This is a genomic window from Stutzerimonas stutzeri, assembly GCF_024448985.1.
GTDB classification, from domain to species: Bacteria; Pseudomonadota; Gammaproteobacteria; order Pseudomonadales; family Pseudomonadaceae; genus Stutzerimonas; species Stutzerimonas stutzeri_AP.
In genome coordinates this window covers 77,142-92,650 of record NZ_JAMOII010000015.1, presented here as the reverse complement: position 1 = coordinate 92,650, position 15,509 = coordinate 77,142, and the positions used below count along the sequence as shown (strand labels likewise).

The window sequence follows — 15,509 nt, the reverse complement described above, 5'->3', positions numbered from 1 at the left end:
ACCTCAAAAATTCTCTCGGCTCCGATGACACGCTCTGCCAGATGGGCTAGGACACCGATGTCACGCAAAAGCGTCTGGGGTTCTTGCGCACGTATCCAGATGGTCATTGACCACCTTTTGAACGCCCAGCGCGCCGCCGCGACGGACTCCAGCGGCTGTAGGCAAATGTTTGCAAGCGTTCGCGTAGCGCGCGACTGTTTATCGTATGGTCGTTATGCTTAGAATTAACAGACACGAGGCCAAAAGCCTCCTAATGTATTTAAGCGAGTTCTACTGCAACCCCTCCTTATTGCTCCAGTTGGGGTTTGCCCAGCCTGAACCAGAGGCGCGCAGGTCAAGCTGCGCGCCTTTTTTTGGGCGATTGGCGGTTCGATAGGCAAGGTCGGACGAGCAAGTACCCTAACAGCCCCTAACGGCCCATTAGCGCCTGACGCGTCGCTGGATTCGAACACTGTACTTAGGAACACGATGATGGCCGGTCAGGATTGGGCAGTACGAGCCCCACAGACAAAGCTTGAGCGTATGGAAGCGTACTTTGGTGGCTTTGGTTTTGAGCCTCACAGACACGACACCTACGCAGTTGGTCGCACCCTTGCAGGGGTTCATCGTTTCCGTTATCGAGACGGCATGAAACACAGCCTGCCGGGCGGCACAATAGTCATTCATCCAGATGAATTGCACGACGGTGAGGCAGGTAGCGCTGATGGGTTTCACTACCGAATCCTGTATGTCGAGCCCGCACTGCTGCAGGAAGCCTTAGGCGGAACCACGTTGCCGTTTGTACCCGACGGGATTTCACGGGATCCGCATCTGTACGCAGCTACCCAGACGCTGATGCAAGACATGGACTGCGAGATCGAGCCGCTTGAAGAGGAGGATGCGATCTACGACCTAGCGCATGCTCTCGCCCAAGTTTCAGGCATAAGAAAGCGTCGACGGACGCTTAACTACAGAGCAGCTGAACTGGCTCGTGAGTATATTCATAGTGCACTAGATAGCACTATTTCGCTTGATGAGCTCGAAGCTGCCAGCGGCCGTGATCGTTGGAGCCTGTCTCGTGACTTCAGGGCGCTATATGGAACGAGCCCCTATCGATATCTGACGATGCGGCGTTTAGATCAAGTGAAACGACAATTACTGCTTGGGCAACCATTGATCGATGTGGCTTTCAACGTCGGGTTCGCGGACCAAAGCCATATGACACGACATTTCAAAAAGGCTTACGGAATCTCTCCGGCGCGGTGGCTTGAGATGCTCCGACGCTGCTAATTGTCGCCCCTCCTCAAAGCTGCACGATCGTTCAATACCGCCGCATAGCCTCTCTCTAGACTCGGTCCCGCAGCGTGTTCTGCTCGCGAGCATCGCTTCGCGGCACTCCGTTGCGTCTCAGGTCGGCTCCTTCTATCGACCTGGGCTGACACTGACTAATGACCAGGGCTCCCGAATCTATCGGTCCTGAAGGCTATGAGAGGATTCCTAATGAACACAAATCACATGAGCTCAACAATCGACGATACCGGCCAGGAGCTGTTGAAACCTACCGTAAGCAGCGGCCGATACAGGCGAAGATTTTGACCGGCGAGGCTCAGACAAGAGAAGAGGAACTGACCCGGCAACTCATTGCTCGGCATATCCTCGTACCGGCCAGTTCTCTTCGGATGCCGAGTGAGCCTGCAAGGTCAACATCATCCAATTGATTTTGGCTAATGCCTGCAATTTCGGCTGTACGTATTGCTTCGAAAGCGTTCAGGGCAAGGAAATGTCTACAGAAGATGAATACAACAAAGTTGACAGCTCCAGGCTTATCGCCCGTGAAGGAATAAAGGTAAACACCGAAAACTCGATATATGCCTCGAAGGAGCGCTTTGATCATCAGTCCGACCCGAAGAACAGATCGATGAAGCCGGCAGATCATGAAAAATGTCCTGAGTCTTTTCGTTAGGGTCGCAAGCTTGCAACGCGCTGGGGGAAGCGTTACTGCCCTCCAGCGTGTTACTCCGACGGCTCTGGCAATCGTTCCGGTAAGCATGCTGTTTGGTGTGCTTGCCGCGCGGGCTGACTGGACGTTGCTAGAAATTCTCGCGGTAAGTGCGCTGGGGTTTTCTGGAAGCGGCCAATTCACGCTGCTGCCCCTGGCCGAGGCTAACGCAAGCTTCCTAACAATGCTGCTCGTTACCGCCTCGATCAATAGCCGATACCTTCCAATCGCTTACGCATCAGCAAGGCGCCTGCCACGATCCACTGCCAGACGTGCGTTTGTTGCTCATATGCTGGGCGATGAAGCGTATGCAACAGAGCAGGAGTCCGACAGCTGGCAATCAGTGTTTTTGATACGAGCAGTGATCTTTGGGGCATGGGTGGCTTCAGGCTTGATTGGTGCACTGCTCGGGCAGTTCATTCCGGCGGAATGGTTAGGTGAGAGCGTAAATCTAGGCCTCCCAGCAAGCGTTGTTCTTATGTACCTGTCGGTGTGTCAGCTCCGGTCCAGGTTGTGGCTGTCGCAGAGCGGTTTGCATGGTCGTTACGGTTTACTAGCCGCCGCCGGATTGTGTGCAGGCATCGCACTGCTATTGATCAACCTGATCGGTGCTCACTACTTCTGGATACCGAGCGTACTGATTGCTACCGTCATCTTAGGTTGGACAAAGCTATGAGCCAGTCGCCCGAGATCGCCATCGCTGCTTTGTTTGTGACGAGCTGCCTGGTACGGATCCTTCCTGTATTCATAAGGGTGAAATTGGGACCCGAGAGCCAACGCTATCTAGAGCGTGTCCTTCCTGTTGCGGTGTTTATCAACTTCGCCGTCTACATTACGTATACAGAAGCGCTGCAAGAGCCAACTGCCGCTCTGGTCTCGCTTGGCGTGGTCGCTGGCATCGCTTTGCTGAATCTGTTTGGATTGATCACTGCTGCGGGGATTGGAACCGCTGTTTATTTTGTGCTCGTTGCTTGAAGCCTCGACACCATACCCATCAGCAAGCTGACCCACCCGCAGCTGCAGTGTGGTCGCCACCCTGGACAACATTTACGGCTCCCGAGCGCATATCTTCCAGCCACATCGGTTATCCACCTTTGTTTGACGTGAAGGGTGCAAAGTGTTCACCCCATATGCGCTGGGATGGTTGCGCCGCGTGCCGCATAAAACATGCGCACGCGCACAGGCCAGGAACGCCAGACCGGTTTCAGACCCGAGCAACACTGGAACAATCGCAGTCAGCCCATGTTGAGCCAGGCATTCCCTATGACCAAGGCACACAGGCATGACCAGGCGCACCTAGTCCGAAGATAAAAAACAGCCGAACAGCAGCGAGATGAACGGGCAAAAAACGACCCCTCAAAAACAGCACAGCTTGTAGTCGCGCCGGAAGGTGTCCGCCGATACACGCAGCCTCGCCAGCTCGTCCTTCGTGAGCTGGAAATTGGTGATCTGGTCGAGCTGCAACTGGCAGCCTACCCGCACACCGATTGGCTGGTAGGCGTCGACCTGCTATGGCCGCGTCGCCCGGGCAGTGGCGTGGCTGAGCGCTGGCTCAAGGCACGTTTGATGCAGAGCAAGGTGTTCGAACTGGACGCCAAAGGCCAGGCAACGACGCTGTGAACTGCCCTGTGTGGATTGACGCGGAAGTCTGGGATGGCCTAATCAAGAACACACATTTTGGCCCTGTGGGCTGGGGAGTGGCGGCGATAGCGTTTGCTCACCGCTTGCGCAAAGGCACCGGTGCACTCTCACTACCATAGGAACAACGCCATGTCCCAACGTCTTGATTACTTCAAGCTATCTCCCGACGCCGCCGGCAAATACATCGAACTTACCCAGCTGTTGAACGAGAAGCCGTTTCTGTCCGAGGTGGGGCATCTCGTCACGCTGCGGGCCTCGCAAATCAATGGCTGCGCATTCTGCGTGGACATGCATGTAAAAGAGGCAAAGATTCATGGGGAGCGTGAATTGCGCTTGCATCACGTGACGGTTTGGCGTGAGTCGACGCTGTTTTCGCCCCGTGAGCGTGCCGCGTTGGAGTGGACTGAAGCATTGACTCGGCTTGGGCCGCACGGTGTGGCGGACGAGATCTACAACGACATGCGCGAGCATCTGTCTGATGCAGAGCTGGTGGATTTGTCCTTCCTCATAATTTCCATCAACGGATGGAACCGCCTGAGCGTAGCGTTCCAGGCTGTGCCTGGGTCGGCTGACAAGCTTTACGGACTGGAAAAGGCCGACCTCAACTGAAGGTCGAGCCGAACGGACGCGACGGGCCGAAGGTGCGCGGATTGTGCAGCCGGCTGTCCGTACGGAGGGCAGGGCATCAGTCGAGAAGTCCGGCGACGCGCGCGGCGAGGTCCGCCGCCGCGTCCGCATCCTTCACATTGGTGAACCCCATCAGCAACCCTTGGCGCGCGGGCGCGTCCCGGTACCATTCCGAGAGCGCCTGCACGGCCAGGCCGGCACGCGGCGCACGCGCGGCTATGACGCTGTCCACCAACCCGTCGGCCAGGCAGCCCAGCACGTGCAGGCCCCCGGCTCGTAACTCCAGATGCATGCGGCCGGCGAGTGTTGCGGTCAGGGCATCGCTCAACAGTGCTCTACGATGAGCGTACAGGCTGCGCATCTTTTTTAGATGGCGGGCGAAATGGCCTTCTTCGATGACGGTCGCGGTGGTGCGTTGCAGCAATTGCGGGCAATGGTTGTGCAAGGCATCGGCCATCCGCGCGAAGTGCCCAACCTGCTCGTTCGGTACCACGAGATAGGCCAGGCGCAGGCCGGGTATCAGCACTTTGCTGAACGTTCCGGTGTAGAGCACGCGCCCTTGCGTGTCGAGGCTCTTCAAGGCGGGCAACGGTCGCCCGATGTAGCGGTACTCGCTGTCATAGTCGTCCTCGATTATCCAGCTGCGCTGGTCGCTTGCCCAGGCCAATAGCACCTGCCGACGGGGCAGGGACAGGGATACGCCCAAGGGGCTCTGGTGCGATGGGGTTACCACAGCAAAGCGTGCATCGGCGCGCGCTCGATACCGATATCCACGCGCAGACCATGTTCGTCCACCGGAACAGGAACCAGCGGCGTGTTTGTTTCTTCAAAAAACCGCCGGGCGAGAAAATAGCCTGGGTCTTCGAACCAGCCGCGGTCACCTGCGTTCAGCACGCTGCGCGAGATCAGCTCCAAACAGGCCCGATACCCTGCGCAAATGAACACTTGATCTGGTGTGCAGGCGATACCGCGGGAAATGGCAAGGTAGCGGGCAAGGGCCACGCGCAGTGCCTCATCGCCCTGCGGATTGGGGTAGATCATACCGTCCAGGCCGCCTTGTTGAATGGCACGGCTGGCGAGCCGCGTCCAGGTCTTGCGTGGGAATGCATCGAGTGCCGGCAAGCCCATCTGCAGAGGCAACGGCGCGCGACCCGTGTGGATCCCCGTACACGCCGTAGGCGCAGGCGAGGCTGGAGCTACGCGGGAGACTGGTGATGACAGCTGCGGGCACACGATCGTACCCGCCGGACCCCGAGCCTCCAGATACCCCTCGCCGATTAGCAATTGATATGCCGCTTCCACCGTGCCCCGTGCCAGATTCAGCTCGGATGCCAACGCCCGCACTGATGGCACACGATCGCCCGGCTTCAACCGGCCGGAGCTGATGGCGTCGCGGTAGCGCACGTACAGTTGGCGGAAAACAGGGACGGCGTTCTCGCGATTCGGCACTTCGCGACCTGACATCGTAGACCTCCTGGAGATGGCCATCGGATAGTAGCGCAAGCGCGCATATCGGTAGGAGAGCGTGGACCGTGGCGCAAGCTGATCGTTTATTGCTTCGGATGGGGTCGAGCCGTCACGCGCGGCGATGGCCCATGCATTGCGGTCGTTCTTGGCCCTGTGGTCGGAGCTGCGGTCGACTTATGGTGAAGGCCCATCTCGATGAGACATGACCATGAAGACTGTGCCAACCGTTCGTTATCTGAGCGAGGAAACCGACCTGCGCGTAGCGTTCGAACTAATGCGCGAGCTACGGCCGCATTTGCTGGAAGAGGCTGCATTCCTCGCTCAGATCGCGCGCCAGTTCGAGAAGCATTATCGTCTGTTAGGGGCATGGCTTGGCGCTGAACTGATCGGCCTGGCGGGCTTCCGTGCGCTGGAGAATCTGCTCTATGGCCGTTTCGTCTATGTGGACGATTTGGTGGTCGCGCGATCACAGCGTCAGAACGGAATAGGCGCGCAGCTACTGGATGCGGTGCGACGCGAGGCTATCGCCGATGAATACGCGCATCTCGTGCTTGATACCGGTTTGCACATGCCGCTCGCGCAGCGGTTCTACTTCCGCGAAGGCCTGCTTGCCAAAGGCATGCACTTCATTCAGCCGCTGCGAGAGGAGGGACCGCGCCATGCGTGAGGTTCTGTTGATCAATGCAAGTCCGCGCCCCGATGCGTCCATTGGTTATCAGCTGGCGAACGAACTGGTCGATGCCCTGCGCGTTCGCCGTCCCGAGCTGATCGTGACACGGCGGGATCTCGGAGTCGCCACGCTCGCGCCGCTGGACGATGCCTATGCCGATGCGCTTACCCGTCGAACACCGGATACCGCTCCGGTCTTCGCCTTGTCGGAAAACCTGATTGGCGAGCTCGAGCGCAGCGATGCGATGTTTATCGCCACGCCCATGCACAATTTCACGCTACCGGCGGCGCTCAAGCTCTGGATCGATCACGTCGTCCGGATCGGACGCACCTTCGCGGCGACACCCGATGGCAAAGTCGGTCTACTAGAGGACCGTCCGGTTTATGTGATCGTCAGTTCTGGCGGCTTTCATCGCGGCGCTCGAGCCCGTCAGCCCGATTTTCTGACGGCTTATTTGCGCCATGTGCTGAGCACCATCGGCCTGTTCGATGTGCAGTTCGTGTATCTGGAAGGGCTGGTCTCAGGGGCGGAAACGGTTAAGGCTGAACGTGAGGCAGCGCGCCAACGATTACTTATGGAGCCGCTGTTCGTAGGGCTTGCATCGGCCTAGTCGCAGAGCGTGATGAAAGCGTGCGCAGGGTTCGCTAGTAAGACCAACCGCTCTGACTCGCGCGGTCGAACAGATCGATCGGCATGCTGACGGCCATTCGCCGCACGCTGGATCTGCTGCGCCGGCACGGCCGAGGGGATCTCACGTTGGCGACCATTCCGGCTGAGGATGCGGCCACCTACCGCATGATCAGCCAGGCCGACACCCTCGGGGTATTCCAGATCGAGTCGCGGGCGCAGATGGCCATGTTGCCGCGCCTCAAACCCAGACTTTCTACGACCTGGTGTTCGAGGTGGCGATCGTTCGCCCAGGGCCCATTGTCGGCGACATGGTTCATCCCGACCTGCGTCGGCGCAACGGCGAGGAACCGGTGGTTTATCCGTCCGAAGAGCTGAAGGAAGTCTTCGAGCGCACCCTGGGTGTGCCGCTGTTCCAGGAGCAGGTGATGAGACTGGCCATCGTCGCCGCCGGCTACGGCGCGGGTGAGGCCGATCAGCAGCGGAAAGGGCGCCCTCGGTGCCCAGAGCCACTCGGTGGCCTATTACAAAACGGCATGCCCCGCATCGCACAGTTCTATTAGTGCTGCGCGAAAACTCTTGGATAGCATCGCTGGCAGTTCCTCTCGGTTCACACCGCCACTGGGATAAAAATAATGAAACCAAGCGATGCCCCTATACCGAACACCTGTGCTTTCAGCCGTTGCGGACCGCTGCTTGGCGCCATGCTTTTCGCAGTCTGTGCCGTGCAACCTGTGCTGGCGGCAGGTATTGCCAGCACTGACGTCATGCAGGGTTTTCCGCCTGCTGTGGAGATGCGCGTGAACAAAGCCAATGCGTTCATTCAGCCCTATTTGCGTTGGTCGATGCGTCACGCCCGCGAGGTGTCACCTACTCGCAGCATTCTCCGCGCAGAACGTCCGCTATCGCTGCCCGTCGGTACTCGCTTGGACCTGGGCGCGCTCATGTTCACGGCAGGCGACGAGACGCTTGATCTTGAAACGTATCTACAGAAAACAGTGACCGACGGCCTGATCGTGCTACATCGGGGCACGATTGTTTTTGAGCAGTACATGGATGGTTTTAATGACCGTCAGCCCCATATCTGGGCGTCCATGACCAAGTCGGTCACTGGTTTACTCGCCGCGCAATTCATCGCCGAAGGCAAACTCGACCCGCACGCCAGGCTTGCCCGGTACGTGCCGGAACTGAGCGGTACGCCTTTCGGTGAAAGTACGGTACGCCAGAACCTCGATATGCAGGTGGCAGTGACCTATCCAGATGTTCCCCCGGACCTGGGGCTGTTCGCGGCTACCGGGTTGATTCCGCGCAGGCCCGATATGCCGGGTGACATCTACTCATTCCTGCAGGTGTCGGAGATGGCCCAAGGCACTGTTTCGCAGCCTTTGTTCTTCTATCAGAACGGCTCGCCGGAGGCACTGGCATGGGCGTTGCGGCGCATATCCGGACAGAACTGGGCCGAGCTGGTGTCAGAGCGGATCTGGTCACGCTTCGCCCAAGAGGACGCGTATGTCCAAGTCGATGAGTTGGGCACCGAAATGGCCAGTGGCGGCATTAGCAGTAACCTGCGCGATACGGCGCGCTTCGCCGAGCTGGTGCGTCGAGAACTTGGACGTGACGTTGCGGGTGATAGCTTCAACCAGGCCGTTCGCAGTCTTCTGGATACCGGTGACGCGGAACTCTTTGCCAAAGGCAATCTCGGACCCGGACGTCCCGGCTACGCCTACCGCAATTATTGGCTGCAGAAGAACGACGGCGACGGGTCGCTGGAGGCCAGCGGACGTTTCGGCCAGAAGATCTACATCAACCCGAAACGCGAGATCGTGATCGTCAAGCTGTCAGCGACTCCCGACCAGGCCCGACGAGCGACCAGTGCGGACGGCCCGGCCAAGGTGGCGTCCAGGGTGATCGACGCTCCGGTCACCTTCAACAACATGGTTAGCGCGATGCTGGACGCCATGCCGCAGTAAACAAAGCGTTGCCCCCCCGGAAAAAACTGCGCAAGCGACTGCGCATCGGCGAGCTATTGCCCGCAAAACACCGCAACCCGGACCCGACAAAAACAACGAGAGGGTTACATGAAAACCTTGATTGCTTGGCATCCGACACATCGACAACGCTTCACCCGCACCGCGCTTGCGCTCGGTGTCGCGCTGGCCAGCCAATGTTCGCTGGCGGCCACCTGGGATTTCGAGAACGACTGGAGCCTGACCACCAACACCACCTTGTCGCTCGGTACCAGCTGGTCCCTGCAGGACGCCGACAGGGGGCTGCTGAACAAGGCGGACGCCGCCAGTATCGGCAAGGTCGGCGTAGGCACCAACTACAACGGTGACGACGGCAAGCTCAACTTCGATAAGGGCGACACCATCTCGACCCTGTTCAAGGGGCTGACCGAATTCGACCTGAACGACGGTTCCCAGGGCGCCTTCATCCGGTTCAAGTACTGGTACGACCATGCCATGGAAACCGGCAACGGCGATTTCCGCCGCTTCGACGACTCTGGGTGGCAGGATCTAGCCAAGTTCAAGGGATTCCAGGTGCTCGATGCCTACGTATGGAAGGATTTCGAACTGGCCGAGCGTCCCCTCAGCCTCAAGGTAGGTAAGCAGGTACTCAGTTGGGGCGAGGCGCTGTTTCTGCAAAACGGCGTCAACGCGATCAACCCGCTGGATGTCTCGGCATTCAATCGGCCCGGCACCGAATTGAAGGAAGGCCTGCTGCCAGTAGAAATGATTTCCTTCAACTACGATCTGGCCGACAACCTCAGCGTCGAGGGCTTCTGGCAATACAATTTCCGTCCCTCGGTGCTGGAAGGCTGCGGTACGTTTTTCAGTAACAACGACGCGCTTCAGGAAGGCTGTCAATACAACAAGCTGATCGCTGGCGGCATCTCTACCACCGATGTTTCCAGCATCGAGAATGTCATCGACGCGCCGCCGGGCATGCAACCGGCGGCGGAGCGCTACCTTCGTCGCACGGCGACCGAATGGGCCAGCGACACGGGCCAGTACGGCTTGGCCATGCATTACCTGATCGAGTCGCTCAACCATGCCGACCTTGGCCTCTACTATCTCAATTACCACAGCCGCACGCCGCTGCTGTCCGGTGTGATTGCCCGTCAGGCTCCCAACGCTGGCGGAAATCCGGGAGCCAATCTCAACACGGGTGATTACTCGACCATCTACCCGGAGAACATCCGGCTGTTCGGCGCCAGCATCAGTGGCGTGGTGGGCAGCACGGCGGTGTTCGGCGAGCTGAGCTACCGCCCCAACATGCCCCTGGGCTACAACTCAGCCGATATGATCAACCTGCTCGCGGGCCAGACCAACAGCTGGATCATGCCGATGAGCCCGGCTGAACTGGCCAACGCCCGTGGCAGTCGGGTCGACGGATATACCCGCAAAGAAGTCTGGCAGGTCAGCCTGGGGGCTGCCGATAGCCTGTCCAACGTGCTCGGCGCCCAACGCCTGGTATGGGCGGCGGAAGTAGGTGGCAACTGGATCGCGGGGCTTGATCCACAGGACCAACGCCTTGGCCGCGCAGGCTCGTTCGGCCGCACGCCGACGTCGGACGGGGGGGCCTGTTCGACGCCCTCTGCACAAAACCCCGCAGGTCTGACGGACGCCGAGCTCGCCGCCGCTACCAACTGCAACACCAAGGGTGTCATGACCGCGCTTTCCTGGGGCTATCGCCTGCGCGCTGGCCTGAACTACGAAAACTTGTTTCCGGCTACGGTCGTAACCCCTTCGGTCAGCTGGCGCCACGACGTAGAGGGTTATGGCCCCAACTTCCAGGAAGGACAGCAGGCCCTGGGTCTCGCCCTGACCTTCGACTACCGCAACGAGTACTCGCTCGAATTGGCCTACAACAGCTTTTTCGGCTCGAACGAGTTTTCCCTCATCGATGACCGCGACTATGCCTCGGTCACTGTCAAAGCGAGCTTCTGACCATGACTGCCATAAAGATGCTTCCTCTTGCCCTTGGCCTTCTGGCTGCCTGCACCCTTGCCCATGCCAAGGAAAACGACCCGGCACGCCTGGACAGCGTGTTGACACCCGTGGGAGCCGAGCGCGCCGGCAATGCCGATGGCAGCATTCCTGCCTGGGATGGCGGTATGAAGCCCGGCGTGGCGGCGATCAGTGCCAACGGCGATTACAGCGATCCGTTCGCCGCCGAGCAGCCGCTATACGTAATCACCCAAGCCAACGTCAGCAAGTACAAAGACCAGTTGAGCGTCGGCCAGCAAGCGATGCTCGAGCGCTATCAGGACTACCGCATACCGGTATACCCGACGCACCGTAGCGCCTCGTTGCCCCAGGCGTACCTCGATGAGAGCAGGGCGAATCTCGATAAAGTGACCCTGAGCGATAATGGCAACGGCCTGGACGGTTACAACTTCGGTGTCCCGTTTCCCCAGCCCACCGAAGGCCTGGAAGTCATGTGGAACCACCTGACGCGCTATCGCGGCGGCTCGATCCGACGGCAGTTCGCATCGGCGACCGTGCAGGAAAAAGGCGACTACACCCTGGTCAGTTCGGACGGCCTGACTGGCTTTCGCGAGCGCATCAGCGACCTCGACCCGAACGAGAACGTATTGCTGCTCAATCGTGTGCTTACTACCGCTCCGTCACGCTATGCCGGCGAAGTGACGCTTGTGCATGAACCGCTAAACCTGGCGGAGGACACACGCTCGGCATGGCGCTACAACCCGGGCCAGCGACGTGTGCGCAGGGCACCGACCGTGGCGTACGACAGCAGCGCGCGGTACAGCTTCGGTCAAGTAATCGCCGATAGCGTCGATGGCTACAACGGCGCCCCCGATCGCTACGAATGGCAACTGCAGGGCAAGCGGGAAATGCTGATTCCCTACAACGCCTATCGCATGGCCAGCAAGCAGACCAAGTACAGCGAGCTGCTGACGCCGAGGCACCTCAACCCTGAGCACGCGCGTTACGAGAAGCATCGTGTGTGGGTCGTCGAGGCAACACTCAAGGAAGGCGTTCGGCATGTGTACTCCAAACGTCGTTTCTATCTCGACGAGGACACTTGGCAGATCGTCGCTTCGGATATCTATGACAGTCGCGGAGAGCTGTGGCGCAGCTACGAATCCCATATCGTCATGCTGCACGATATCCAATTGCCGATGACGGCGGTTGAAGCGACCTACGACCTGATCTCTGGACGCTATGCGGTCAACTATCTAGCCAATGAGGTCACCAGCAAGGCGCAATTTGGCGAAACGCTGTCGAAGTCCGAGTTTACTCCCGCGCGGTTGAAGCGCCTGGGTAGATAAAAACTCAGCGCCCAGCCGGTCGGACGATCGCCGGGGAGGTTGCCGGCGCGGGTCTCTCGCCACAGCTGGGCGCATATGCTGCATATTTTTATCTATAACAAGATTGGAAAGAGCCTAACCTCATGCCTAGTTTTCGCCTTAGCGCCTTCACCCTGGCGCTTATCGCGTTCGGTGTTCATGCCGAGCAGCCCTTACCTGCCAAGCCCGCTACCGAAGCCACCCACGAGCGCAACCAGGCCTGGCTGCAGCGTCTGTCGTTCGAGGACCGAGCCGATTTCGATAGCGCCCGGCGGGGGCTGATCGAGCCCTTCGAAGGGGTGATCGAGAACGCGGACGGAAAGCCGGTATGGAACCGCATGGCGTACAACTTCCTCGATGGCAACGATGCGCCGGCGAGCGTCAATCCCAGTCTCTGGCGCATCGCCCAGCTCAACAACATTGCCGGCTTATTCGAGGTGCGCGAACGCGTCTATCAGATTCGCGGCATGGACTTGTCGAACATGACCATCATCGAGGGCGACAGCGGTGTGATCATCATTGACCCGTTGATCAGCACCGAAACAGCCCGCGCCGGTCTCGAGCTGTACTACAAACATCGCCCGCGCAGGCCGGTAGTGGCGGTGATCTACAGCCATTCTCACGTCGATCACTTCGGCGGCGTGCGCGGGGTGATCGACGAGGCCGACGTGAAAGCCGGAAAGGTGATGGTGATAGCCCCCGAAGGCTTCTATGAACATGCGGTTAGCGAGAACGTTCTGGCCGGCCCGGCAATGATGCGCCGTGCGCAGTACATGTACGGCTCGCTGCTGCCGCGGGGCGAGCGTGGGCAGGTCGACTCCGGCCTCGGCAAGGGCACGCCGACCAATGCCACCGTGACCTTGATCGCGCCGACCGATCATATCGTCGAGCCGCTGGAAGCGCACAATATCGATGGCGTGGATATCGAGTTCCAGCTTACCCCCGGCACCGAAGCCCCCGCGGAAATGAATATGTACTTCCCGCAGTTCAAGACTCTGTGCATGGCGGAGAACGCCACCCACACCCAGCACAACGTGCTGACGCTGCGCGGCGCCCTGGTACGTGACGCCAAGGTCTGGGCCCACTATCTGGACGAAGCGCTGGTGCGGTACGGCGACAAGGCAGAGGTGCTGTTCGCCCAGCACCACTGGCCGACCTGGGGCCGCGGCGAAATTCGTAACTACCTGGCCGACCAGCGAGACATGTACGCCTTTCTCGACAGCCAGACGTTGCGCCTGATCAACCAGGGGCTCGGCCCGACCGAGATCGCTGCCAAGCTGGAGTCATTGCCGCCGCGCCTGGCCAATAAGTGGTACAGCCGTGACTACTATGGGTCGCTCAGCCACAACGTGCGTGCCGTGTACCAGCGCTACATGGGGTTTTACGACGGGAACCCTGCCAACCTCGACCCGCTGCCCCCTGTGGATGCGGGACGCCGCTATGTGGCCGCCATGGGCGGTGCCGACGCGGTGCTGAAGACCGCCCGGCAGGCCTTCGCCGACGGCGACTACCGCTGGGCGGCGCAGTTGCTCAATCACTTGGTGTTCGCCGATCCGGAGAACGCGGCGGCGCGCGAGCTGCAGGCCGATACCCTGGAGCAGCTCGGCTACCAGAGCGAGAACGCCACCTGGCGCAACGTCTACCTGAGCGGCGCCCACGAGCTGCGCGAAGGGGTGACCGAAACCCGCGCGCGCAATGGCGCGCCGGACATGGTGCGGGCGCTGACCCCGAGCATGTTCTTCGACTATCTGGCAGTGCGCATCGACGCGATGAAGGCCGCCGACGAGGATCTGCTGATCAACTGGCGCTTCACCGATTTCGACGAAGACTACGCCCTGACACTGCGCAACGGCGTGCTGACCCACCGCCAGAAATCGCGCCACGCTCGGCCGGATATAAGTGTGAGAATGACCAAGGCCCTGCTTGACCGTATCGCGCTCAAAGAAACCGGGTTCCTCAAGGAGGCCACTATCGGTGGTGGTATCGACATCGAAGGTGGGCGTATCAAGCTGCTCAAGCTGCTCGGCGGCTTGGACGAGGCGAACCCGCAGTTCAATCTGGTTACTCCTTAACCGCTCATCAAAAACAGCCCCGTCCGGCCTTAGCCGGGCGGGGCTTTTTCATTGGTAGCAAATATAGAGGAGTCCGGGGCGGCGTGTGCAGCGGTTCAAACGCCATGGAAAGCGGACAGGGCCGGTGCGTATGGCGCAACCTGCGGGGGCGAAACCGGCGGCAGCGATGGCTCACGGCAGCGTACGGATGGCCGATGGCAGCCAGCGCTGTTCCAGCACCGCGGGTAGCGGCCAGTACAGGCGCAGGAACAGGTAGCCGAGCTCGCTGCCGAGGTGCTGCAGTGTGGACTGCTCCAGGTTGCAACCGTTGTTGAGCAGCCCGGCGGCGCGGATGCGCTCGAGCATGGACGCGTCGTCGGCGCGGGGCGGGTTGTCGCGTTGCAGCTCGCAGAAGGCGATAAAGAAAGCTTCACGGCTCCAGCCGGCCAGTTGCCGGTCCGGTCTTTTGCCTGGGTCCAAGGCTGGCAGTCCGACCATGGCTGCGGGGGCAGGCGCAACTGAGCGGCCCTGCCAGGCACTGAGCGGCATGAGGCGGAAGCGGTCCTGTAAGGCATGGGTTTCGGCGTCGTCGGCCGGGCTGCGGCTTTTGATGCGTCCGATCATCCAGGCCAGTTGCGTGGGGACGCGGATCGGCTCCATGCCTGTCGGTATTTCCCTCCGCCAAGTGGGGCCGACGACCAAGAAAGTCCGTGCGCCGGTGCCTATGGTTCGGGTACCGGGGCTGCTAACAACGTTCGCCCAGGCATCCATGATTGGCAACGCGTAGTCATACCCGGTGGTGTCCGGAATGCTCATGACCACCGGTTCCTGGCGCAGGTCGAAATGAACGATGCTGTGCAGGATATCGACGTTCGGTGAAACCACGCTGCTGAAGCCGGCATCCGGGAAGCGCTGGTTGTACCGAAAGACGTTGATAGCGGCGGTGTCGAGTAGCGTCTGGTGCTGTTTCGTCAGCTCCATCAGTACCAGCGGGTAGGCGAACAGGTAGGCCTGCGCAGTCTCCCGCGCCTGTTCAACCACGCGGTGGCCCGCCAAGACACCAGCCAGCAGAGCAATGCTGGCTACCCCCAAGCCCCAGCGGCTTTTTTTGTGGATTTGTCTACCTCTGATCCG

General features: G+C 59.9%; 11 protein-coding genes and 2 pseudogenes. 11 read left to right on the top strand and 2 right to left on the bottom strand.

What is annotated here, in order from left to right; all coding sequences use genetic code 11:
- Positions 1-468: 468 nt before the first annotated feature.
- From NA647_RS15375 to NA647_RS15360, 4 genes are all read left to right on the top strand, one after another.
- Entirely contained in the window at positions 469-1,269 is an 801-nt protein-coding gene (locus NA647_RS15375; RefSeq protein WP_423836483.1) for a helix-turn-helix domain-containing protein, read from the top strand.
- Positions 1,270-1,913: 644 nt separating this feature from the next.
- Positions 1,914-2,654, top strand: a complete 741-nt coding sequence (locus tag NA647_RS15370; RefSeq protein ID WP_256058489.1) for an AzlC family ABC transporter permease — start codon at positions 1,914-1,916, stop codon at positions 2,652-2,654.
- Positions 2,651-2,953, top strand: coding sequence for a hypothetical protein (locus NA647_RS15365; RefSeq protein ID WP_256058488.1), 303 nt, complete (start codon positions 2,651-2,653; stop codon positions 2,951-2,953). Before NA647_RS15370 ends, NA647_RS15365 begins: the two co-directional genes overlap by 4 nt.
- A 795-nt stretch (positions 2,954-3,748) precedes the next feature.
- On the top strand, positions 3,749-4,228 hold the full coding sequence (locus NA647_RS15360; RefSeq protein ID WP_256058487.1) for a carboxymuconolactone decarboxylase family protein: 480 nt from the start codon (positions 3,749-3,751) through the stop codon (positions 4,226-4,228).
- A 76-nt stretch (positions 4,229-4,304) separates the two neighbouring features.
- Here NA647_RS15360 and NA647_RS15355 read toward each other — a convergent pair.
- A pseudogene (locus tag NA647_RS15355) lies at positions 4,305-5,710 on the bottom strand (PLP-dependent aminotransferase family protein).
- A gap of 211 nt (positions 5,711-5,921) precedes the next feature.
- Here NA647_RS15355 and NA647_RS15350 point away from each other — a divergent pair.
- From NA647_RS15350 to NA647_RS15320, 7 genes and pseudogenes are all read left to right on the top strand, one after another.
- Complete coding sequence (locus NA647_RS15350; protein WP_256058492.1) at positions 5,922-6,380, top strand: GNAT family N-acetyltransferase; 459 nt, start codon at positions 5,922-5,924, stop codon at positions 6,378-6,380.
- The gene (locus NA647_RS15345; protein ID WP_256058486.1) at positions 6,373-6,993 is read left to right on the top strand and encodes an FMN-dependent NADH-azoreductase; all 621 of its coding nucleotides are present in this window, start codon (positions 6,373-6,375) and stop codon (positions 6,991-6,993) included. The genes NA647_RS15350 and NA647_RS15345 overlap by 8 nt, the downstream gene beginning before the upstream one ends.
- A gap of 74 nt (positions 6,994-7,067) precedes the next feature.
- Positions 7,068-7,498: pseudogene (dnaE2, locus tag NA647_RS15340) on the top strand (error-prone DNA polymerase); the annotation flags it as partial.
- Between the two features lie 147 nt (positions 7,499-7,645).
- Positions 7,646-8,980 carry a serine hydrolase domain-containing protein gene (locus NA647_RS15335; protein ID WP_256058485.1) on the top strand — a complete coding sequence of 445 codons (1,335 nt, stop codon included), beginning with the start codon at positions 7,646-7,648 and terminating at the stop codon, positions 8,978-8,980.
- Between the two features lie 108 nt (positions 8,981-9,088).
- Positions 9,089-10,960: a DUF1302 domain-containing protein gene (locus NA647_RS15330; RefSeq protein WP_256058484.1), complete on the top strand. Its 1,872-nt coding sequence runs from the start codon at positions 9,089-9,091 to the stop codon at positions 10,958-10,960.
- A 2-nt stretch (positions 10,961-10,962) separates the two neighbouring features.
- Entirely contained in the window at positions 10,963-12,306 is a 1,344-nt protein-coding gene (locus tag NA647_RS15325) for a DUF1329 domain-containing protein (protein ID WP_256058483.1), read from the top strand.
- Positions 12,307-12,428: 122 nt separating this feature from the next.
- A complete protein-coding gene (locus NA647_RS15320; protein WP_256058482.1) occupies positions 12,429-14,396 on the top strand; it encodes an alkyl/aryl-sulfatase in 1,968 nt (655 codons plus the stop codon).
- A gap of 171 nt (positions 14,397-14,567) precedes the next feature.
- Here the strand turns inward: NA647_RS15320 and NA647_RS15315 are convergent, their stop codons facing one another.
- On the bottom strand, positions 14,568-15,467 hold the full coding sequence (locus tag NA647_RS15315; protein ID WP_256058481.1) for a DUF1254 domain-containing protein: 900 nt from the start codon (positions 15,465-15,467) through the stop codon (positions 14,568-14,570).
- Between the last annotated feature and the right edge of the window lie 42 nt (positions 15,468-15,509).

Bases quoted from the DNA above. Each gene is read 5' to 3' on its own strand.
- NA647_RS15375 (WP_423836483.1), top strand. From the start codon at position 469: ATGATGGCCGGTCAGGATTGGGCAGTACGAGCCCCACAGACAAAGCTT.
- NA647_RS15370 (WP_256058489.1), top strand. From the start codon at position 1,914: ATGAAAAATGTCCTGAGTCTTTTCGTTAGGGTCGCAAGCTTGCAACGC.
- NA647_RS15365 (WP_256058488.1), top strand. From the start codon at position 2,651: ATGAGCCAGTCGCCCGAGATCGCCATCGCTGCTTTGTTTGTGACGAGC.
- NA647_RS15360 (WP_256058487.1), top strand. From the start codon at position 3,749: ATGTCCCAACGTCTTGATTACTTCAAGCTATCTCCCGACGCCGCCGGC.
- NA647_RS15350 (WP_256058492.1), top strand. From the start codon at position 5,922: ATGAAGACTGTGCCAACCGTTCGTTATCTGAGCGAGGAAACCGACCTG.
- NA647_RS15345 (WP_256058486.1), top strand. From the start codon at position 6,373: ATGCGTGAGGTTCTGTTGATCAATGCAAGTCCGCGCCCCGATGCGTCC.
- NA647_RS15335 (WP_256058485.1), top strand. From the start codon at position 7,646: ATGAAACCAAGCGATGCCCCTATACCGAACACCTGTGCTTTCAGCCGT.
- NA647_RS15330 (WP_256058484.1), top strand. From the start codon at position 9,089: ATGAAAACCTTGATTGCTTGGCATCCGACACATCGACAACGCTTCACC.
- NA647_RS15325 (WP_256058483.1), top strand. From the start codon at position 10,963: ATGACTGCCATAAAGATGCTTCCTCTTGCCCTTGGCCTTCTGGCTGCC.
- NA647_RS15320 (WP_256058482.1), top strand. From the start codon at position 12,429: ATGCCTAGTTTTCGCCTTAGCGCCTTCACCCTGGCGCTTATCGCGTTC.